Consider the following 21,231-nt stretch of genomic DNA (forward strand, 5'->3'; position numbering starts at 1 on the left):
GTGGACTCTGCGAGTCCGCGCATGGGTTAAAAGATTTTCGTTCGATGCGCGGACTCGCAGAGTCCACGCTACATCACATCGTGAATACCGCGTCGCGGTTGTTCAAAAACTCGTTTTCGGCCACGTCCTCGCCGGGTTCGCGGCGCTCAAACTCGCGCAGCTTGCGGTTGAAGCCGTCGCTGGCTTTGATGATGGCAATGCGGGCGCTGCGCACGAACTCAATCAGCCCGTAAGGCTGCAAAACCTTGATTAGGGCGTCGGTTTCCTCGCGGTGGCCGGTGGTTTCAAACACCGTGTAATCCTTGCGAATGACCACGGCGCGGGCCCCGTTTTCACGCAGCAAACGCTCCACCGAGGCGCGCTCGGCAATCACGTCGGTGGGCACTTTGTAGAGCGCCATTTCCTGCCAAATCACGTCGGCGTTGGTGTTGTAGTACACTTTCAGCACTTCCACCTGCTTCTCAATCTGGCGGGCCAGCTTGCTCACCACTTCCTCGGTTCCGGTGATGACGATGTTGAAGCGATGGATGCCTTCGATTTCGGAGGGCGACACGTTGAGGCTTTCAATGTTGATTTTGCGGCGCGAGAAAATGATGGCAATGCGGTTGAGCAGTCCCACCTGGTTTTCGGTGTAGGCCGTGATGTTGTATTCCTGGCGGTCGGGGGTTGAAAGCATGGTTTCTGAGGTTGGTAACCGTCATGCAGAGCGCAGCGAAGCATCTTTACCGCTCAATGCAATCAAAAAATTAGTGGGAACGGGCAAGATGCTTCGCTGCGCTCTGCATGACAGGCAACTTACTCCCTCTGCCTACCGCAGCCGGATTTCTGCCACGCTGCACCCTTGCGGCACCATTGGGAATATGTTGTTTTCCTTCGCTACCAGCACCTCCAGCAGGAAAGGGCCGGGTTGCTCCAGCATCTGCCGCAGCGCGGGCTGCAATTCTTCCCGCGCCTCCACGCGGCGGCCTGCTATTCGGTAGCCCGCCGCCACGGCCACGTAGTCGGGGCTCTGGATGTCCACGAAGGAGTAGCGGCGAGCGTTGAACAGTTCCTGCCACTGCCGCACCATGCCCAGGAAGCGGTTGTTCAGGATGATGATTTTCACATCGACCCCGGTTTGCATAATGGTGCCCAGCTCCTGAATCGTCATCTGCACGCCGCCGTCGCCGATAATGGCGACCACCGGCCGGTCCGGCGCGCCAAACTTGGCCCCGATGGCGGCCGGCAGCGCAAAGCCCATGGTGCCCAGCCCGCCGCTGGTGATGTTGCTGCGGGTATGGTTGAATTTGGCGTAGCGGCAGGCCACCATCTGGTGCTGGCCCACGTCGGTCACGACGATGGCCTCGCCCTGGGTCAGCTCATTGAGCTGGTGCAGGACTTCGCCCATGGTCAACTCCTCGCCGGTCGGAAATAGCTCGTCTTTGATGACGGCATCCACTTCCTCAGTCATGTAGTCCTGGAAGCGCTGGTGCCATTCGGCGTGGCTTTTGGGCTGAATGAGGGCGGTGAGCAGCGGCAGGGTTTCCTTGCAGTCGCCCCACACGGGCACGGTGGTGGCCACGTTCTTGTCGATTTCGGTGGGGTCGATGTCGAGGTGAATGACCTTGGCCTGGCGGGCGTACTTGTCGAGGCGGCCCGTCACCCGGTCGTCGAAGCGCATGCCAATGGCAATGAGCACGTCGCACTCGTTGGTGAGCACGTTGGGGCCGTAGTTGCCGTGCATGCCCAGCATGCCCACGTTCAGCGGGTGGTCGGTGGGCAGCGCGCCCGCCCCTAGGATGGTCCAGGCGGCCGGAATGCCGCTTTTTTCGATGAAGGCTTTGAACTCCTGCTCGGCTTTGCCCAGCACCACGCCCTGCCCCCAGAGCACGAACGGGCGCTCGGCCTGGTTGATGAGTGCAGCCGCTTCGCGGATGTATTCGGCCCGTACGATGGGCTTCGGCCGGTAGCTGCGAATGTGCGTGCACGGCGCGTAGGGCGCGAAATGAAACGGCTGCAGCTGCGCATTTTTGGTGATATCAATCAGCACCGGACCGGGCCGGCCGCTGCGCGCGATGTAGAACGCCTTGGCCAGCGCCTCGGGGATTTCCTCGGCCTTGGTCACTTGGTAATTCCACTTCGTGACGGGCGTGGTGATGTTGATAATGTCGGTTTCCTGAAACGCGTCGGTGCCCAGCAAGTGCGCAAAAACCTGCCCCGTGATGCACACCAGCGGCGTGCTGTCAATCTGCGCATCGGCCAGACCGGTGACGAGATTGGTCGCCCCCGGCCCGCTGGTGGCAAACACCACCCCCACCCGCCCCGAGCTGCGCGCATAGCCCTGCGCCGCGTGGATGCCGCCCTGCTCATGCCGCACCAGCACGTGGTTCAGCCGGTCGTTGAAGTCGTAGAGGGCATCGTAAATCGGAATAATGGCCCCGCCGGGATAGCCAAAAATGGTGTCCACGCCCTCGGCCAGCAGGATGTTCAGCACGGCCTCGGCACCCGTGGAATTGGGCGCGGGCGCTTCTGAATCAGCAGTTTCAAAAGCTTCGTCAGCGGCCGAAGCAGTAGCGGTTTCCGCAGTTGCTACGTCCACTTCGGCAGCTTCAGGCAGGGTTGGTGGCTGGTTCGTTAACATGGCTTTCTTCCAATAAATCGGTGATGCAGCCGTGGCTGGCGTCGCTCACGGTGCGGATATATTTGAGGAGCACGCCTTGGGTCGCGTTGGGGCGCGGGCGTCGCCACTGGCTGCGGCGCAGCTCCAGCAGCGCGGGGTCTAGCCGGATATCGATGGTGTTGGTGGTGGCGTCGAGCACAATCCAGTCGCCGTTTTCGACCAGCGCGATGCCGCCGCCATCGTACGCCTCGGGGCAGACGTGGCCCACCACGAAGCCGTGGGTGCCACCCGAAAAGCGCCCGTCCGTAATCAGGGCCACCTTATCGCCCAGCCCCGCTCCGATGATGGCCGACGTGGGCTTAAGCATTTCGGGCATGCCCGGTCCGCCCTTCGGCCCCACGTAGCGAATCACGACCACCTGCCCGGCCTTGATTTTACCGGCCGTGATGCCTTCGTTCAACGCTTCTTCCGAGTTGAAAACGTTGGCCGGGCCTTCGAAGCGCAGCCCTTCCTTGCCCGTGATTTTGGCCACTGCGCCTTTCGAGGCGAGGTTGCCATAGAGAATCTGGATGTGGCCGTCGACTTTGATGGGGTTGTCGAAAGGCCGCAGCAAATCCTGCTCGGCGCCCAGCGGCTGCACGTCGGCGAGGTTTTCAGCCAGGGTTTTGCCGGTCACGGTCAGCAGGTCGCCGCGCAGCAGGCCAGCATCGAGCAGGGTGCGCATCACGGCGGGCACGCCACCCAGGGCCGAGAGGTCCTCCATGAGGTACTTGCCGCTGGGCTTGAGGTCGGCCAGCACCGGCACGCGGTTGCTCACAGCTTGGAAATCCTCCATTGTCAGCGGCACGCCGGCCGCGTGGGCAATGGCGATGAGGTGCAGCACCGCGTTGGTGGAGCCGCCCAGCACCGTCACCACTACCAGCGCATTCTCAAAGGCCTCGCGCACCAGAATGTCGCGGGGCTTGATGTCGCGCTCCAGCAGCAAGCGCAGGTAGGCCCCGGCGTCGAGGCATTCCTGGGTTTTCTCGGTGCTCACGGCGGGCAAGGACGACGAAAACGGCACGCTCATGCCCAGCGCCTCGATGGCCGCAGCCATGGTATTGGCGGTGTACATGCCGCCGCAAGCGCCCGGGCCGGGGCAGGCGTTGTGAATGATGCCGCGGTAATCCTCGTCCGAAATCTGGCCCTGCAGCTTCTTCCCATAGGCTTCAAAACACGACACGATGTTGAGCTGCTGCCCCTTGAACGTACCGCCTTTGATGGTGCCGCCGTACACCATCAGGCTCGGCCGGTTGAGGCGGGCCATGGCGATGAGCGCGCCGGGCATGTTCTTGTCGCAGCCCACCACGGTGGCCAGGGCGTCGTAGTTGTGCGCGCCGGCCATGGCCTCAATCGAGTCGGCAATAATCTCGCGCGACACCAGCGAAAACCGCATCCCCGGCGTGCCGTTCGTGATGCCGTCGCTCACGCCGATGGTGTTGAAGCGCAGCCCCACCAGCCCCTGCGCCTGCGCCCCGATTTTCACGCTGTCGGCCAGCGCGTCGAGGTGCATGTTGCAGGTGTTGCCCTCGAAACCCGTGGAGCAGATGCCCACGAACGGCTTGCGCAAATCCGCATCCGACAAGCCCGAGCCGATGAGCATGGCCTGCGAGGCCGGCAAGCTGTCGTCCTGGGTGTAGATGCGGCTGTATTTATTGAGAATCATCGTGGAGTTGGGAGTGGATTGGGAATCATCTGTCATGCCGAGCGTTGCCAAAGCATGACGGTCTTTTTCGTTATTCGCTAAGCATTTTGCGCTACCGTAGCGCCCGTCACCAGCGCCCGGTAGCGCTCGGCGAGCTGGGCACCCAGCGTCTCGGAAAACGGCACGCTGAATTCCAGCTCATCGATGGCGGCAATGCCCACCACTTCGGCGGCGGTGCCGGTGTAGAAAGCGCCGGTGGCACCTTCCAATTCGGCAGGCGTGAAGAACTTCTCCGTCACGCTGATACCGGCCTCCCGCGCCAAATCAATAATTGTATTGCGGGTGATGCCGCGCAGGATGCTGCCCTGCGGCGCGGTGAAAAGCTCGCCGTTTTTCTCAAAGAAGAAGTTGGCGCCGGGGCCTTCAGCCACGTAGCCGTTCATATCGAGTAGCAGGGCTTCATCGAAGCCGCGGCCTTTGGCTTCGGAGCTGGCAATGATGGAGTTGACGTAGTGGCCCGATACTTTGGCTTCGATGGGCACGGCCTGGGGGTTGGGGCGCTGGTAGGGCGAGATGCTGAGGCGCAGGCTCTGGTCGCCGAGGTACTTGCCCCAGTCCCACACGGCGATGAGCAGGTTGCTGCTGGTGGCGTGCTTCAGGGTCATGTTGGGCGTGGCAGCATACACCAGCGGGCGGATGTAGGCATCGGCGAGGCCGTTTTTTTCCAGCAGCTCATAGGTAATATCCGTCAGCTCGGCTATCGAATAATTGAACGGCAGGCCAATGCTGCGGCACGAGTAGTGCAGCCGCTCGTAGTGCTCCTCGGCCTTGAAAACGCGCGTGCCGGCGGGCGTGGCGTAGGACCGGATGCCTTCGAAAACGGCATAGCCATAGTGCAGCGACTGGGCGTAAGCGCCCACCTGGGCGGCTTCAGCTTTCACAAACTCGCCGTCGACAAAGGCCAGGGTGTCGGGGTTGAAATACATTGCGTGTTGAATCTTGAAAGAAGAGAAAATCAATAAAAAAGCCTTTCTGAGCGCGGAGCTTAGAAAGGCTTTTGCTGGGTTGCAACAAGCTGTTCCTACGCGCCCCGCGGGCCAGGAATAATGACGGCTAAGACCAGGAAGCAGCGTTTTTTCATGGGTGCATATTGGTTGATGGGGTGGGGCTGGGCCCCGCTTCATCAGTTCAGATAATCGTACTGGTGCCTATTTCCACATTGTTTTTATTCCACTGCTTCTCACTGGAATCGGCAATCCAGAAGGCGATGTAATTGCCAACTTCCTCGGTGGTATAGGGGGCAGTGGGGCTCAGCTCCTGGGTCAGAACTCCGTTAGTCAGTGCCTCGTCCACGGCCTCACGCACCAGGGCCGCCTCGGCATCCAGCTCCAGATGCTCCAGCAGCATCGCGGCCGAAAGAATCGTGGCAATCGGGTTGGCAATGCCCTTGCCTTTGGCCTGCGGGTAAGAGCCGTGAATGGGCTCGAACAGCGCCACCGCCTCGCCCACCGAAGCGGAAGGCAGCAGGCCCAGCGAGCCGGCAATGACCGAGGCTTCGTCCGAGATGATGTCGCCGAACATATTTTCGGTCAGAATCACATCGAACTGCGTGGGGCTGAGGATGACCTGCATCGCGGCGTTATCCACAAACAAGTAGTCCACAACTACTTCGGGGTACTGGGCGGCCATTTCGCGCACTACTTCGCGCCAGAGGCGGGAGGTTTCCAGCACGTTAGCTTTGTCGACGAGCGTAAGCTTTTGGCGGCGGCCGGCGGCGGCGCGAAAGGCCAGGTGCGCGATGCGCTCAATCTCGGGGCGGCTGTAGGTGCAGTGGTCGTAGGCGACCTCGCCGTCGGCGGTGCGGCCCTTGTCGCCGAAGTAAATGCCGCCGGTCAGTTCACGAAAAATGAGCATATCGGTGCCCTCGATGCGCTCCCGCTTCAGGGGCGAATGGTCCAGGAGCACGTCGTAGGCCGTAACCGGGCGGATGTTGGCAAACAGGCCCAGCTCCTTGCGCAGGCGCAGCAGGCCTTGCTCGGGGCGCACTTTGGCGGTGGGGTCATTGTCGTATTTCGGGTCGCCGATGGCGCCGAGCAGCACGGCATCGGCGGCGCGGCAGGCGTCGAGGGTTTCGGCGGGCAGCGGGTTGCCGGTGGCGTCGATGGCGCAGGCGCCCATCAGGTGCGAGCTGAGGCCAAAGTGGTGGCCAAACCGTTCGGCTACGGCTTCGAGCACCTTCACGGCTTGCCGACAGACTTCCGGCCCGATGCCATCGCCGGGCAATACGGCTATTTTCTTGCTTACCATTGTCTTAATTGCTTACCAGGTCCAGGTTCGGTTTTGTTCGTAGGCTTCGATGGCGGGCTTCTGGCTCACCAGATAGTCGATGTCGTCGTAGCCGTTAATCAGGCATTCCTTTTTGTAGGCGTCGATGTCGAAATGAAAGCTGTCGCCGGTGGCGGGCACGTGCAGCGCCTGCTCGGGCAGGTTCACCACGAATTGGGTGTCGGCGTCCTGCTCCACCAGCGCGAAGAGGCGGGCCAGTTCGGTATCCGTCACTTGCAGCGGGAGCAGGCCGGTATTCAGCGCGTTGCCCCGGAAAATATCAGCGAAGTAGCTCGAAATCACCACCCGGAAACCGGCGTCGTACAGCGCCCAGGCGGCGTGTTCGCGGCTGGAGCCGCAACCGAAATTTTTGCCCGCCAGCAGAATCCGGCCGTGGTATTTCGGGTCGTTCAGCACAAAATCCGGCTTGGGCGAGCCGTCGGCATTGCGCCGCCAGTCACAGAACAGGTTTTCGCCGAAGCCTTCGCGCGTGGTCGCCTTCAGGAAACGGGCCGGAATAATCTGGTCCGTATCAATGTTTTCGAGCGGCAGCGGCACGGCGCTGGAATGCAGGGTTTGAAACTTTTCCATTTGGGGTGTGTAGCCTGGACTCTGCGAGTCCGGGTTTTGTCGTGCGTGCGATGCCCGGACTCGCAGAGTCCAGGCTACATTCAATTCAAATACTGCGTGATATCCACAATCCGCCCCTGCACCGCCGTGATGGCCGCCACCAGCGGCGAGGCCAGCAGTGTGCGCGAGCCCGGCCCCTGCCGCCCTTCAAAATTTCGATTTGAAGTAGCCACGCAATAAGCACCAGCCGGAATCTTGTCCTCGTTCATGGCCAGGCAGGCGCTGCAACCGGGCTCGCGCAGCTCAAAGCCGGCCTCGGCCAGAATCTTGTCCAGGCCTTCGGCAATGGCCTGCTGCTCTACCTGCTTCGAGCCGGGCACGATGATGGCCTCGACGTGCCCGGCTTTCTGCTTGCCCTGCACGTAGGCCGCCACCGCCCGCAAATCCTCGATGCGCGAGTTGGTGCAGCTGCCGATGAACACGTAGTTGATTTCCTTGCCCAGCAAGGATTCGCCCCGCTGAAAGCCCATGTACTGCAATGACTTATCAAAGCTCTCCGCTTCGTTGGCCGGCACTTCGCTGGGAATGTGGCCATTGAGCGCGATGCCCATGCCGGGGTTGGTGCCGTAGGTTATCATCGGCGTAATGGCCGCCGCGTCGAAGCGGTGCTCGGCATCGAAAACCGTGTCTTCGTCCGAATACAGCGTTTTCCAGTAGGCTACGGCCTGGTCCCAGGCGGCTTCTTTGGGGGCGTAAGGACGGCCTGCAACGTAAGCAAACGTCGTTTCATCCGGCGCGATGAGGCCGCCGCGGGCGCCCATTTCGATGCTCATGTTGCAGACCGTCATGCGGCCTTCCATGCTCAGGGCGCGCACCGCGCTGCCGGCGTATTCCACAAAGTAGCCGGTGGCGCCGCCCGTGCCGAGCTGGGCAATCACATAAAGAATCAGGTCTTTGGCTGTCACACCGGGGTGCAAGTCGCCATCCACGGTAATGCGCATGCGCTTGGGACGACTCAACAACAGACACTGCGTGGCCATCACCTGCGCCACCTGGCTGGTGCCGATGCCAAACGCCACCGCGCCAAACGCGCCGTGCGTGGAAGTGTGGCTGTCGCCGCACACAATGGTGGTGCCGGGCAGCGTGAGGCCCAGCTCCGGCCCAATGACATGCACGATGCCCTGGCGGGCGTGGCCCAGGCCGTACAGCTCCACGCCGTATTTGGCGCAGTTGGCCGTCAGCGTATCCACCTGCGAACGGCTCAGCGGCTCCGCGATGGGCAGGTGCTGGTTGCGGGTGGGCACGTTGTGGTCGGCCGTGGCGAGGATGCGCGCCGGGCGATACAGCGGCAGGCTGCGGGCTTCGAGTTCGTCGAACGCCTGCGGGCTGGTCACCTCGTGGATGAGGTGCCGGTCGATATACACGATATCCAGGCCGCCGGGCGCGGGTTGAACCACGTGGGCATCCCAGATTTTATCGAATAAGGACTTAGCCATTGGGAGGGAGAGAAGGAAAACGGGGGCTTAGCGGGTAGTGGATTCGGTGAAATTGGTGGCAGTGGGTGCTGCTTGCTGAATCACGGCGACGGCGTAGCTAATCCAATCGGCGTGGCGCTGGGGGCGCGACGCCGGTGGTTCGGGTTGGTGGTTTTCGGTGGAAGCGGTGAGGCTGGTATAAACTACTTCGTTGGCAGTCATAATGTTAATTTTCAATCAATTAGCAGTTACAAGTTTTTCCTGCTCGACCAACACGTGCAGGTCTTTATCAACTACTTCGCGCTGACGGTCGGCGAGCTGCAGGAAGCTGGCGTAAGCCTTGTTCAACTCGGGTTTTTCGAAATCATAGCCCAGCTTCTGGAGGCGGTAGGCCAGGGCGGCGCGGCCGGAGCGGGCCGTGAGCACAATCGAAGAATCGGCCACGCCGACTTCCTTGGGGTCGATGATTTCGTAGGTTTCGCGGTGCTTGATGATGCCGTCCTGGTGGATGCCGCTGCTGTGCGAAAAGGCGTTGGCGCCCACAATGGCCTTATTGGGCTGCACGGGCATGGTCATCAGGTGCGACACCATGGCCGAGGTTTCGGCCAGCAGGCGGGTGTTGATGTTGGTGTGCAGGTCGAGGTAGGGGTGCTGGCGCAGAATCATCACCACTTCTTCGAGGGCGGTGTTGCCGGCGCGCTCGCCCACGCCGTTTATCGTGCATTCAATCTGGCGCGCGCCATTCATCACACCGGCGATGGAGTTGGCGGTGGCCAGGCCGAGGTCGTTGTGGCAATGCGTGGACAGCCGCACGTTGTGAATGCCGCGCACGTTTTCGTGCAGGAACTTGATTTTGGCGCCGTATTCCTGGGGCAGGCAGTAGCCGGTGGTGTCGGGGATGTTGAGGACCGTAGCGCCGGCCCGGATGGCCGCCTCGCACACGCGGGCCAGGAAAACATTATCGGTGCGGCCGGCGTCTTCGGCGTAGAACTCCACGTCTTCCACGAAGCTTTTGGCGAGCTTCACGGCGGCAATGGCGCGGGCCAGCACATCTTCCCGCGTGGTGCAGAGCTTGTGCTGAATGTGCACATCGGACGTGCCGATGCCGGTGTGGATGCGCGGGTAGCGGGCGGGCCGCAGCGCCTCGGCGGCCACGCGGATGTCGTTTTCGACCGCCCGTGATAGGCCGCACACGGTGGCTTCGCGGGTTTGGGCGGCGATGGCCTGCACGGCGGCAAAATCGCCGGGGCTGGAAACCGGAAAGCCGGCCTCGATGACGTCGACGCCGAGTAATTCGAGCTGCCGGGCAATGAGAAGCTTCTCGTCGCGGTTTAGCTTGCAGCCCGGCACCTGTTCGCCGTCGCGGAGCGTGGTATCGAAGATTTGGATTTGCTGGGTTGCCATGCGATAATCGCCCGGAATCAGTGGGCTGCGGTGATGAATAGGTCGGCAAGAAGGGCCCTGCGCCAGCGCTGCAAAACCACGTTTTTGGAAATTATACTATTTCCAAACGCCGAACCTTATTCATCAATCAATTATTTATCAGCCACTTGCTTTATCACTTCATACAATGCCTACCAAAAATCAGGAGCCTGTTTTTCAGCTGGTAAAGTCCCTGACGCGGACCGAAAAGCGCCATTTCCGGCTGTTTACCAACCGGCCGGGCGCGAGCGAGGACCTCAAATTCCTGCTCCTCTTCGATGCCCTCGATGCGCTGGAAACCTATGACGATGCCGCCGTGATGGCCCAGGCGCCCAGCCTGAAACGCGTGCAGCTGGCCAACCTCAAGGCCAACCTTTACCGGCAAATTCTGGCCAGCCTGCGCGTGTACCACGCCGGCCAGAACCCCGATATTCAGCTGCACGAGCAGCTCGACTACGCCCGGGTGCTCTACAACAAAGGCTTTTACCAGCAGGCCCTGCGCATGCTGGAGAAGGTGAAACAGGGCGCACGCCAGGCCGAAATGCCGCACATCGTGCTGCTGGCCCTCGATTTTGAGAAGCTCATCGAAAGCCAGTACATCACCCGCAGCCTGAAGGACCGCGCCGACACCCTCACCGCCGAAGCCACCGATACCGTGGCGCACCTGGCTAACCAGCACGCGCTCAGCAACGCCTCGCTGCGCCTTTACGGGCTGTATTTGAAGGCTGGCCACGCCCGCAACCGGGCCGACCACGAGCGGGTGACGGCGTTTTTTCGGGAGAATATGCCAGCGGTTCCGGCCAACGATGGCGGTTTTTTTGAGAAGCTGTATTTCTACCAGGCGCACGTGTGGTACCACACGCTCGACCAGGATTTTCGGGCCGGCTACCGCTACGCGCAGAAGTGGGTGGACTTGTTTGAAGAAGCGCCGCACATGAAGGAGCTGCAAACGATGCTCTACATCAAGGGCCTGCATAATCTGCTGGCCTCGCTCTACAACCTGCTGTACTACAGCAAATTCAAGCAGGTATTGAATACCCTCGAAGAGTTTGCCGCCAACCAGACGCGCCGCAGCAGCCCGAACACCGAAATCCTGCTCTTCCAGTACCTCTACACCAACCGCATCAACGCCTATTTCCTCGAAGGCCGCTTCACCGAGGGCCTGGAAATCATTCCGGACCTGCTGGAGCAACTGGAGCGCTACAAGCCGCAGCTCGACCTGCACCGCACGCTGGTGCTGTATTACAAAATCGCCAGCCTGTACTTCGGCAGCGGCGAGTTTGGGAAGGCCATCGAATACCTGAACCTGATTATTCAGCACAAGGAGCTGAGCCTGCGCGAGGACCTGCAATGCTTCGCCCGCATTCTGAACCTGATTGCCCACTACGAGGCCGGCGACGATGCCAGCCTCGACTACCAGATTCGCTCGGTGTATCATTTCCTGGGCAAGATGGACGACCAACAGCCCATGCAGGTGGAGATTTTCCGGTTTCTGCGCACGGTGGGCAGCATCGCGCCGCACCAGGTGCGCGAGGCCTTCATCCGGCTGCGCGGCAAGCTCATCGTCATCGCCGCCACGCCCTACGAGAGCCGCCCGTTTCTGTACCTGGACATTGTGTCGTGGCTGGAAAGCAAGATTTCGAACGTGCCGGTGCAGGAGGTGATGCAGCGGAAATTCCGGCAGATGAAGTGATGGAGCGTGGACTCTGCGAGTCCGCGCATGGTGGGTTAGGAATGGCTCGTGCGAAGCGCGGACTCGCAGAGTCCACGCTACAGGCAGGCGTACCTTTGCGGAAGCATTCACTCTCTCAAAAACAATGTCGGCAACGACCTTCCTGCTGCTTTTCAACCTCCTCTTTGCCCTGCCACCGGCCCCGAAACCGGCCACCGTATTCCCGGTACCGAGCGGCGTGAGCAACCAGCTCTTCTACCTGCAGCGCGACCCCAATACCAACACCGTCATCTACCAGCTGAACGTGGACCGCGCCGGCCACCTCAACGAAGACGAGCCCGTGAACGTGTTCTGGATTCGCTACGACGAGCACGGCGAGCGCAAGGAGTTGAATTTCATCCAGCGCAAATTCGCCTACGGCCTCACGGCCGAAAAGCTGGCGACGGATAAGTACGAGCTAAAATTCGCGGCTTACAACAAGGTCCGGTTCTACCTGCTGCGCTCGCCGACGGACAAGGCGCTCCACGTTTACACCACCATAGCCGGCAAGCAGATTCAACTGGAGCGCGTGTTTCTGCGCATTGAGGGCGGCACATTCTGGGTGCCGAATGTGAAGTACATCGAGTTCAAAGGCCTGAATACGGCTACCCTCCAGCCGATAGCGGAGCGGATAACGCTGTAGCTGACTTGTAGCGCGGCCTTTTAGCCCGCGAGTCGAGGAATAAAAAGCCAAGTCGTTAGGATACCGCCACCGCGGACTAAAAGGCCGCGCTACCTGCTGCTCCGTGTATCTTTGGCTACGGCCGTGCCGCCTGGCCCGGCCCCTTTTCCGCATGATTTCGGCCGCTTCTCTGCAAAACCTGTTCGGCATCAAAGCCAGCGAAACCCGCACCGTGGGGCTGTTTTTGCTGCATAATTTCCTGCTCGGCATCGGCTCGGTGCTGGTGTACGTGGCGGCCAACGTGCTGCTGCTCGAGCACAACCCCGAGCACAGCCTGCCGCTGGGCTACATCGTGGGCGCGCTGGCCATGATGGCCGTGGGCAAGGTCTACACCCATTTCGAGCACCATTACCTGCTGAAAAAGCTGGCCGTGCGCGTGCTGCTGGCCGTGGTGGCGCTGGTGGGCGTGCTGGGCGTGCTGGTGGTGCTGGGGCATTCGGTGGCGGCGGCCGTGGCCATTATGGCGGGCTACCGAGTGATTTATCTGCTCACTAACCTAGAGTTCTGGGGCGTTTCGGCGGTGGTGTTTGATGTGCGGCAGAGCAAGCGCCTGTTCAGCATCATCAGCTCGGGCGACATGCCGGCCAAGGCCCTGGGCGCGGTGTTGGCGGCCCTCATTCACGGCGACGCGCAGCTGCCGGTGCTGCTGGGCGTGTCGTTTGTGGCCTATCTGGGGGCGTTGCTCACGCTGCGCGCCACGCTTAGCTCGCACGTGGTCGAGGCCACGGCGCGGCCGGTGCGGGCCGTGGCCCGGCCCCAGAAGAAGCTGGTGCAGCACCTGTTTGGCGGCAGCCAGCTGGTGCTGGCCATGTGCCTGAGTTTGGTGACCATCGCGGGCGTGATTACGGCCGTAGAATACATGTTTTTCCTGAACGTGAAGCACAAGTTTCACGCCTCGGAAGACGTGATGCAGTCCGTGGGCTGGATACTGGCGGCCACGTACCTGGCCGCCACGTTCTTCAAGCTGCTGGTGAGCCGGCAGGCGCTGGAGCGCTACGGCGTGCAGTGGTCGTTGCGGCTGCTGCCGGTGGTGGCGCTGGTGGCGCTGGCCGTGTTTGGCGGCTACAAAGTGGCTAGCGGCTACTCGCAGGCCGGGCAGCTGGCCTTCTATTGTGGGCTGTACCTGCTGCTGGAAGTGCTGCGCCGCACCGTGTTCGACCCCGTATTTCTGGTGCTGTTTCAGCCGCTGGCGCCGCCGCAGCGGCTGGCCGCCCACACGCTGGCCAAGGGCTTTTATGAGCCGGTGGGCATGGCCCTGACGGGGGTGCTGTTTTTCGCGCTACGCTCGTCGGGCCTGCTTGATGGCAGCCTGCCCTTCTTCTGGATGGGCGCGCTGCTGGTATTGTCCCTGTTGTTTTTGCGCCGCACTTACCTGAATTATCTGGCCGAATTGAAAGAGGGCCTGGGCCGTCGCTTCGCCGAAACCGCCGACCTGGCTCTACCCGATGCGGCCCGCCACGTGGTGCTGGCCCACCTGCTCAGCCCCCACCCCACCGAGGTGCTGAACGCCGTGGCCTGGCTGCGCAAGCACGAGCCCAAGTCGCTGCCCGAGCACGCCCCGCGCCTGCTGGAGCACCCCGATGAGCGCATCCGCCTGGCGCTGCTGGCCACGCCCGAAGCCCGCCCGCTGCCCGTGGAAGCCCTCCAGGCCTTGGCCCTGCGCGACCCCGCCGCTGCCGTACGCGAAGCCGCCGCCCGCCAGCTGGCCGCCGCCATCCCCGACGCGCCGGCCGTGGCCGCGCTGCTCACCGGCGCCGACCTGGCCGCCCGCCAGGGGGCCATTCGGGGCAGTCTGGAAGCCGAACCCCGGCACGCAGCCGCCCGGCACAGCCTCTACCGCCTGCTGCCGAATGCTGAAAGCAACCCCGGCCCGGCTGCCGAGCTGGCAGCCCTGGACCTGCTGTCGCTTTTTCCACTTGACATCCAAAATGAGCTGATTGAAAACCAGTTAACCAGCTCCCAGCCGGAAGTTGCACAAGCAGCCCTGCGCGCCATCGGCACCGTGGGGCACTTGGAACTGGCCCACCACCTGCTGTCCGCCATCAACGACAAGCACCGCTGGCAAACGGCCGCCGATAGCCTCGTGGCGCTGGGCCCGGCCGTGGTGCCGCTGGTGCGCGCAGCCCTATTGCGCGACGCCGAGCCGGCCCATCCGCACCGCATGTCCACGGTACTCGAACGGCTGGGTACCTCTGCCAGCCGCGCCGCGCTGGTGGAACTGGCCCGGCACCCGCACCTGTTTTCACGAGGAGTGGCGCTGCGGGCGCTGCGCCGCTTCCCGGCCCGCACGGCCGACCGGCCTACATTTGAGCATTTGCTGCGCGAAGAATTTACTCTGGCCGCGCAATTGTTGCACGGTCTGGTGACGACGGGCGGCCCGGACTTCACGGCCACTATCGACTACGAGCTGACCTTGCTGCACCAGCGTGTGTTCGGCCTGCTGGCCCAACTTTATGATGCCGAGCTGGTGGCCACGGCCCAGCGCAACGTGGCCCATGCCGCCCGCGAGCGCCAGGCCAACGCCCTCGAAATCCTCGATAATCTCATCCCAAGGCCCATTTACCAGGGCTTGCAGGCGCTGCTTGATGACTCACCCGTAGCCGAAAAGGCCCGGCTTTTCGCCAGCCTCACGGCGCGCAGTGCGCCGGCCCACCCACACCCGATGGCGGCCATGGGCGCGGCCTCGGCGGCCGGCAGCGCGGTGGCCCCGCCCCCGCATCTGGTAGCCGAGCTGCCGCCCACTACCGAAGCCTTGCCCACATTGCTGCTGCGGCGCGGCCACGTCGCCTTCACCTCCTGGACGCTGAGCGTGGCCCTGCGCCACTGGCAGCCAACCGAGCCCGATGCGCTGGAACTGCTGCGCTCCTATTTTTCTTCGCCTTACCTGCTACTGCGCGAAAGCGCCCAACTGGCCGCAGCCGCGCTGGCCGCCCACCGGGGCCAGCCCTTATCCGCCCTCAATCTTCCCGCCATGAGCCATTTACACGCCGCCGAGTCCAAAATCTCCGCCCTGGAGCGGGTAGTGGTGCTCAAAAGCACCGCCCTGTTTGCCACCACGCCCGAAAACGTACTCAGCAGCATCGTGCCCATTATGAAGGAAGTGACGTTCCGGGAAGGCGAGGAGATTTTTGCCAAGGGCGATATCGGCACCTCGCTTTTTATTGTGCACGATGGTCAGGTGGGCGTTTTCAACGGCCCACAGCAGCTGGCCACGTTCGGGCCGGGCGACTTCTTTGGCGAGCTGGCCTTGCTCGATGCCGAGCCGCGCTCGGCCACGGCAGCAGCCCTGAGCGAGGTACTGGCGTTCCGAATCGACCAGGAAGATTTTTACGACGTGATGGAGGAGCGCGCCGAGGTGCTGCGCAATATTCTGCGGATGCTGTGCCAGCGAATCAGGACGCAGAATGAGAAAATGCGCGAGCTGGCAGAGTAAGCAGTTGTAGCGCGGACTCTGCGGGTCCGCGCCTTGCCAGTTGCGGAAGGGGCGTTCAGGCGCGGACTCGCAGAGTCCACGCTACATCCTATTCCACCACTTCGTAAATTTTTACGGGCAGGGCCTTGTTCTTCAGCGTTACTTCGCTCACAAACTGGCAGTGAAACGACTCCTTTACTCGCTCGTACACGGCTTCGCTGATGATAATCTGGCCGGCTTTGGCGGCGGACTGCAAGCGTTGCGACATGTTCACAACGTCGCCAATCACGGTGTAGTCCAGGCGTTTGAGGGAGGCCGAGCCGATGTTGCCGGACACGACTTCGCCGGTATTCACGCCGATGCTCACCTGGGGGCGGTAGTCGAAGCCGGGCGGCAAGGGGGCCTGGCTCTGTTGCAGGGCGGTGCGGGCCGAAAGGGCCGCGTCGATGGCGCGGTCCAAGTGGTGCTCGCCCCGAAACACGGCCATCACCGCATCGCCCATGAACTTATCAACGTGGCCGCCCTGGGCAATGAACTCCTTCACCACCAAGTCGAAATAGGTATTAAGCAGGCCCACTACGTCGGTGGGCGGCAGCTTTTCGGCCAGGGCGGTGAAGCCGCAGATGTCAAGGAAGACTACGGTGGCTTCCACGGTTTCGGAGGCCAGGAGGCGGTTTTCGAAGTCGGGCCGCGTCATGAAATTGAGCACGGTTTCGTCGACGTACATCTTCAGGATGTTGTTTTCCTGGATGGCGCGGAGCGTGTCGCGCAGCTGGCGCACCTGGTCGGCGGTTTTTTCGATGGTGAGTTCCAGGTCGGCAAAATCGACGGGCTTCACCACGAAATCGAAGGCGCCCCGATTCATGGCCGTGCGCAGGTTGCCCATGTCGCCGTAGGCCGACACGATGACCGTTTTCATGGCCGGGTGCTCGGTGTGGGTGCGCGTGAGCAGCGTGAGGCCGTCCATCACCGGCATGTTGATGTCGGAGAGGATGACGTCGGTATCCGGGTGTTCGGTGATGCGCTCCAGGGCTTCCTGGCCGTTGGTGGCGAAAAGAAACTCGTAGGTGCTCTCCCGGATTTTGCGCCGAAACTTCTGCTTGATAAGCAGTTCGAGGTCGGCTTCGTCGTCGACCACCAGAATCTTGGTTTTCATAGGAGTTGGCAGAAGTCGAGTAATTGGACGAAAATACGTCAGAAAAGGATGGCACTCAGCGGGTCGTTGTCATTCCGACGAAGAAGGAATCTGAGGACTGTTCTTCATTGGTTTTCTCAGATTCCTCCTTCGTCGGAATGACAACTCCCCACTCGGGTAGCTGCTTAGGGCAGCAGGTGCTGGAGTTTCTCCTTGAGCACGGCAAAATCCACGGGCTTGGTCAGAAAATCATTGGCCCCCAGGCTCATGGCTTGCTGGTAGCTGGCGTTGTCGCCGTAGGCCGTAATCATCATCATGGTGGTGGGCGGCATTTCGAACTCCTCCTTGACGTGGCCGAGCAGGTCGAGGCCGCTCATGCCGGGCATGTTGATGTCGGAGAGAATAATAAGGACTTCGGAGTGGTGGGCGCGCAGATAGGTCAGGGCTTCCTCGCCCGAAAAGGCGAAGCTGAAGCTCATCTCGCCGCTGCGGATTTCGCGGCGAAAGCGCTGCAGAAACAGGTCGCGCACATCGGTTTCGTCGTCAACAACCAGGATTTGCATGGGGCGGAGGCGGGGAAATTAGTCAGGCCAAAGGTAGGGCGCGGGGCGGCTTAGGCGGGCAGGCCGATGACGAATTCGGTGCCCTTATCCTCGTGGCTTTCCACGGTGAGCGTGCCGCCGTGGCCGGTGGTCACAATGTCGTGGCTCATGGACAGGCCCAGGCCCGTGCCCTCGCCCACGGGCTTGGTGGTGAAGAAGGGCTGGAACACCTTGGCCTTCACCTGCTCCGACATGCCCGTGCCATTGTCCCGAATGCTGATTTCGACCTGCCCCGCCACCACCCGGCTGCTCACCGTGAGGGCTGGCTGATAATCGGGGCCGGATTGCTGGTGCTGGCGCTGCTGCAGGGCATGAAATGCGTTGGTAAACAGATTAATCAACACCCGGCTTAGGTCCTGCGGCACTACCGATACGGACGGCAGCGCGGGGTCGAGCCGGGTGTTGAGCTCGGCGGTGAAATCTTTGTTCTTGGTGCGCAGGCCCTGGTAGGCCAGGCGCAGGCTTTCCTCGATGAGGGCGTTGAGGTCGGTGGGCAGGCGCTGGCTGGTGCCGGTGCGCGAGTGCTCCAGCATGCCCTTGATGATGGACGTGGCGCGCTGCCCGTGCTGGCTGATTTGCCGGAGGTTCTGCTTCAGGCCGTCGAGGATTTCACGCTCCAGCGTGGTGTCGCGGGCGGGGTTGTGGGGGTCGCCGTTTATCTCGTCCACCAGCTCGGCGCTCACTTCGGCGAAGTTTTTCACGAAGTTGAGCGGGTTTTGCAGCTCGTGGGCAATGCCGGCCGTGAGCTCGCCCAGGAAGGCCATTTTTTCGCGCTGCACCAGCTGGTCCTGGGCCGTTTTCAGTTCGACCAGTGACTGCTCCAACGCTTCGCGGGCGCGCCGCTGCTGGCTTCCGTGCCGGGCCAGAATGATGGCCAGTACCAGCAGGCCTACCAGCAAGCCCACCAGCCCGGCGGTGCGGTAGCGGGCCCGCAGCGCGGCTTGGCTGGCGGCCACCTCCTGCATCCGCTGCTGCTCGCGGTAGTTGAGGCTTTGCAGGCGCATCACCTTTTCCTGCCCAAAGAGCGTGTCCTTCATCACCAGCATGAGGCTCTGGTACTTGAGGGCGCTGTCGGGGCGGTCGCGCCGCTTAAAATCCTGGGTGAGCAGCGTGCTGGCGTTGAGCACGCCGCGCAGGAAGCCGTTGGTCTGGGCGGCCTGGCAGCCCAGCCGGGCGTAGTAAATGCTGGAATCGGCCTGGCCGATTTGCTGGTAGAGCTGGGCCAGGCCCACGTAGGCGAAGTTGAGGCTGCGCAGGTGGTGCACCTTCTTCGATTCGGCAATGCTCTGGTAGTAGAAAGTGCGCGCCTGGGCTATCTGACCGCTTTTGCGGGCCACGTTGCCCAAGCCGTACAGGATGTAGTTGGTGGGCGTGTGGAGGCGGCGGGCCAGGGCGTACGCGCGTTCCTGAAAAATCCGGGACGAGTCAATCTGACCGAACAAGTCATACGCCAGCCCGATGTTGCTCAGCTCAATCACCGTGCGGTTCTCGTCGTGCAGCTGCTCGCCAATTTTCAGGGCCCGGAAATAATAGGCCAGGCCCTGGCGCTCGTCACGCAAATACACGTAGATGATGCCGATACTGCGCAGGTTCTGGGCTATCAAGCCCTGGTCGTGAGTGGTTTCGGCGATGTGCAGCGACTGCTGGAACACTTCCAGCGCGCGCGCCAGGTTGCTCTCGCGCAGGGCCGCCCCGAGGCGGTTGAGGGCCGCGCCCTCGCCCTGCTGGTAGTGGATGCGGCGGGCCAGGGCCAGGGCTTTGTTGGCGTACACGGCGGCCGAGTCGGTGCGCTGGGTCCAGAGCTGGTCGCTGATTTGGCAGAGCAGCTTCACGCGGTCGAAGTTGGTTTGGGGCAGCGTCAGGAGGTGGCGCAGGCTGTCCACGGCCGCCCCGGGCGACGACGCTCCGGCCGCACGCGGCCCGGCCATTACCGGCCCTGGGCCGGCCAGCAGCACGGCCAGCAACAGGCCCCGCCAGCCAAGCCTACGGAGAGCCGAAACCCGGGTAATAATAGGAATCAACGAGCTGGTTCTAAGGGAAAGGAATGATGAAAGCCAGTGCTTATTTAATTAAGCAACAGGCCAAAGCCCAGCCCTAACCGCTAAGTACGCGCTATGGTTCGGCGACTTAACGGCGGATGCTGACGGTAGAACCAGAAAGAGACCGGGGCGGGCAGTTAGCCCGCTTGATTAATTGGCAAGCTAATCAGAAACTCGGTAAAGCTACCCTCCTGCGACGTGACAGCGAGGGTACCGCCGTGGCCCTGAGTCACAATGTCATAGCTCAGCGACAGGCCCAGGCCGGTGCCCTCGCCGGTGGGCTTGGTAGTGAAGAAGGGCTGGAAGATTTTGGCCCGCACGGATTCAGGAATGCCCTGGCCGTTGTCGCGCACCCGGATTTCTACTTTCTCGCCCACCTTGCGCGTGCTGATGCCCACGGTGGGCGCGTACCCGGGCTCGCCGCGCAGCTGGCGCTGGCGCACGGCATAAAAGGCGTTGCTGAGCAGGTTGAGCAGTACGCGCCCCAGGTCCTGGGCAATGGCCTCGACGGGCGGCAGGGCGGGGTCGAAATCGGGCTTGAGCGTGGCGTTGAAGGTTTTGTCCTTGGCGCGCAGGCCGTGGTAGGCCAGGCGCAAGTACTCGTCGGCCAGCTGGTTGATGTCGGTGGGGGTGCGCTCGCCGGAGCTGGTGCGCGAGTGCTCCAGCATGCCGCGCACGATGCTGGCCGCCCGCCCGCCGTGCTGGCTGATTTTGAGCAGGTTCTGCTTGAGGTCGGCCAGCAGCTCGGCTTCCAGCTCCAGGTCGCGGTCGGGTTTTTGCTGCTCTTCTTCCAGCTCGGTGATGAGCTCGGCGCTCACATCGGCGAAGTTATTGACGAAGTTGAGCGGGTTCTGAATTTCGTGGGCAATGCCGGCCGTGAGCTCGCCCAGGCTGGCCATTTTTTCGGACTGCACCAGCTGGGCCTGGGTGGTACGCAGCTCCACGAGGGCGCCGCTCAGCTCCTGGGCCTGGTGCGTGAGGGCGGCGGTGCGCTCGGCCACCAGGCGCTCCAGTTCCGCGTTCTGGGCTTCGATGCGGCGCTTGGCTTTTTCCTCCTCTTCGCGCAGCACCCGTTCTTTTTCGAGCTGCTTTTTCTGACTACGGGCAATGAAAATGAAGGTAATCAGCCAAATGATGACGAAGCCCTGCGTGGTATCGAGGAAGGCATCGAAGCTCTTGGGAATCTTGCCATTGGAGTCCTCGATGATGATTTCGAGCACCTTATACACCACAAACGGGGCCGTGGCAAACAGCAGCGTACGCGCCGGGCGGTAGTGGCGCAGGGCCAGCAGCACGCCCAGCAATGCAAACAGCACCAGCAGCCAATACACATCGCCCAGAATCGGCGACTTGAAATTCAGCGCCAGGGAAACGACAAACAGCCCCGCCGCCGGCACCCAGATATAGTTCAGCGCCCGGTGCCAGCGCGGCAGCCGCTGCGGCAGGTCCAGGAACCGGTTCAGGCCGCGCATCATGCCGTACGCCATCGGGGCCAGGAAGAAGAGGTCGCCGTAACCAGCCGAGTGAGCCATAGGGGGAAGGAGCGCAGAGGAAATAAAGTAGAGCAGAAAATGG

16 protein-coding genes are annotated in these 21,231 nt (G+C 62.1%); 3 read left to right on the top strand and 13 right to left on the bottom strand.

Annotated features, from left to right (window positions below):
• Nucleotides 1–73: 73 nt before the first annotated feature.
• From ilvN to ACYU7Q_RS11975, 9 genes are all read right to left on the bottom strand, one after another.
• Nucleotides 74–676 carry an acetolactate synthase small subunit gene (ilvN, locus tag ACYU7Q_RS11935; protein WP_460609647.1) on the bottom strand — a complete coding sequence of 201 codons (603 nt, stop codon included), beginning with the start codon at nt 674–676 and terminating at the stop codon, nt 74–76.
• 132 nt (nt 677–808) lie between these two features.
• Entirely contained in the window at nt 809–2,620 is a 1,812-nt protein-coding gene (gene ilvB, locus ACYU7Q_RS11940) for a thiamine pyrophosphate-binding protein (protein ID WP_460609648.1), read from the bottom strand.
• Nucleotides 2,589–4,304 (bottom strand): dihydroxy-acid dehydratase, encoded by a 1,716-nt coding sequence (gene ilvD, locus ACYU7Q_RS11945; protein WP_460609649.1) that lies wholly within the window; start codon nt 4,302–4,304, stop codon nt 2,589–2,591. The genes ilvB and ilvD overlap by 32 nt, the downstream gene beginning before the upstream one ends.
• A gap of 77 nt (nt 4,305–4,381) precedes the next feature.
• The gene (locus ACYU7Q_RS11950; protein ID WP_460609650.1) at nt 4,382–5,269 is read right to left on the bottom strand and encodes an aminotransferase class IV; all 888 of its coding nucleotides are present in this window, start codon (nt 5,267–5,269) and stop codon (nt 4,382–4,384) included.
• A gap of 202 nt (nt 5,270–5,471) precedes the next feature.
• Entirely contained in the window at nt 5,472–6,590 is a 1,119-nt protein-coding gene (gene leuB / locus ACYU7Q_RS11955; protein WP_460609651.1) for a 3-isopropylmalate dehydrogenase, read from the bottom strand.
• A 12-nt stretch (nt 6,591–6,602) separates the two neighbouring features.
• Nucleotides 6,603–7,199 (bottom strand): 3-isopropylmalate dehydratase small subunit, encoded by a 597-nt coding sequence (gene leuD / locus ACYU7Q_RS11960; protein WP_460609652.1) that lies wholly within the window; start codon nt 7,197–7,199, stop codon nt 6,603–6,605.
• An 80-nt stretch (nt 7,200–7,279) separates the two neighbouring features.
• A complete protein-coding gene (gene leuC, locus ACYU7Q_RS11965; protein WP_460609653.1) occupies nt 7,280–8,674 on the bottom strand; it encodes a 3-isopropylmalate dehydratase large subunit in 1,395 nt (464 codons plus the stop codon).
• A 27-nt stretch (nt 8,675–8,701) separates the two neighbouring features.
• Nucleotides 8,702–8,875 carry a hypothetical protein gene (locus ACYU7Q_RS11970; RefSeq protein WP_460609654.1) on the bottom strand — a complete coding sequence of 58 codons (174 nt, stop codon included), beginning with the start codon at nt 8,873–8,875 and terminating at the stop codon, nt 8,702–8,704.
• A 15-nt stretch (nt 8,876–8,890) separates the two neighbouring features.
• Nucleotides 8,891–10,057: a 2-isopropylmalate synthase gene (locus ACYU7Q_RS11975; protein ID WP_460609655.1), complete on the bottom strand. Its 1,167-nt coding sequence runs from the start codon at nt 10,055–10,057 to the stop codon at nt 8,891–8,893.
• A 166-nt stretch (nt 10,058–10,223) separates the two neighbouring features.
• Between ACYU7Q_RS11975 and ACYU7Q_RS11980 the strand changes: the two genes are divergently transcribed.
• The 3 genes from ACYU7Q_RS11980 (at nt 10,224) to ACYU7Q_RS11990 (ending at nt 15,901) form a co-directional block, all read left to right on the top strand.
• A complete protein-coding gene (locus ACYU7Q_RS11980) occupies nt 10,224–11,768 on the top strand; it encodes a hypothetical protein (protein WP_460609656.1) in 1,545 nt (514 codons plus the stop codon).
• 124 nt (nt 11,769–11,892) lie between these two features.
• Nucleotides 11,893–12,429, top strand: coding sequence for a DUF4833 domain-containing protein (locus ACYU7Q_RS11985; protein WP_460609657.1), 537 nt, complete (start codon nt 11,893–11,895; stop codon nt 12,427–12,429).
• A gap of 103 nt (nt 12,430–12,532) precedes the next feature.
• The gene (locus tag ACYU7Q_RS11990; RefSeq protein WP_460609658.1) at nt 12,533–15,901 is read left to right on the top strand and encodes a cyclic nucleotide-binding domain-containing protein; all 3,369 of its coding nucleotides are present in this window, start codon (nt 12,533–12,535) and stop codon (nt 15,899–15,901) included.
• A gap of 88 nt (nt 15,902–15,989) precedes the next feature.
• On the opposite strand, the gene ACYU7Q_RS11995 is transcribed toward ACYU7Q_RS11990, so the two are convergent.
• From ACYU7Q_RS11995 to ACYU7Q_RS12010, 4 genes are all read right to left on the bottom strand, one after another.
• Nucleotides 15,990–17,036 (bottom strand): adenylate/guanylate cyclase domain-containing protein, encoded by a 1,047-nt coding sequence (locus tag ACYU7Q_RS11995; RefSeq protein ID WP_460609659.1) that lies wholly within the window; start codon nt 17,034–17,036, stop codon nt 15,990–15,992.
• A 164-nt stretch (nt 17,037–17,200) separates the two neighbouring features.
• Nucleotides 17,201–17,578: a response regulator gene (locus ACYU7Q_RS12000; protein WP_198069951.1), complete on the bottom strand. Its 378-nt coding sequence runs from the start codon at nt 17,576–17,578 to the stop codon at nt 17,201–17,203.
• 50 nt (nt 17,579–17,628) lie between these two features.
• On the bottom strand, nt 17,629–19,638 hold the full coding sequence (locus ACYU7Q_RS12005; protein WP_460609660.1) for a tetratricopeptide repeat-containing sensor histidine kinase: 2,010 nt from the start codon (nt 19,636–19,638) through the stop codon (nt 17,629–17,631).
• A 155-nt stretch (nt 19,639–19,793) separates the two neighbouring features.
• On the bottom strand, nt 19,794–21,188 hold the full coding sequence (locus tag ACYU7Q_RS12010) for an ATP-binding protein (protein WP_460609661.1): 1,395 nt from the start codon (nt 21,186–21,188) through the stop codon (nt 19,794–19,796).
• Between the last annotated feature and the right edge of the window lie 43 nt (nt 21,189–21,231).

It is taken from the genome of Hymenobacter terrigena, from assembly GCF_054776515.1.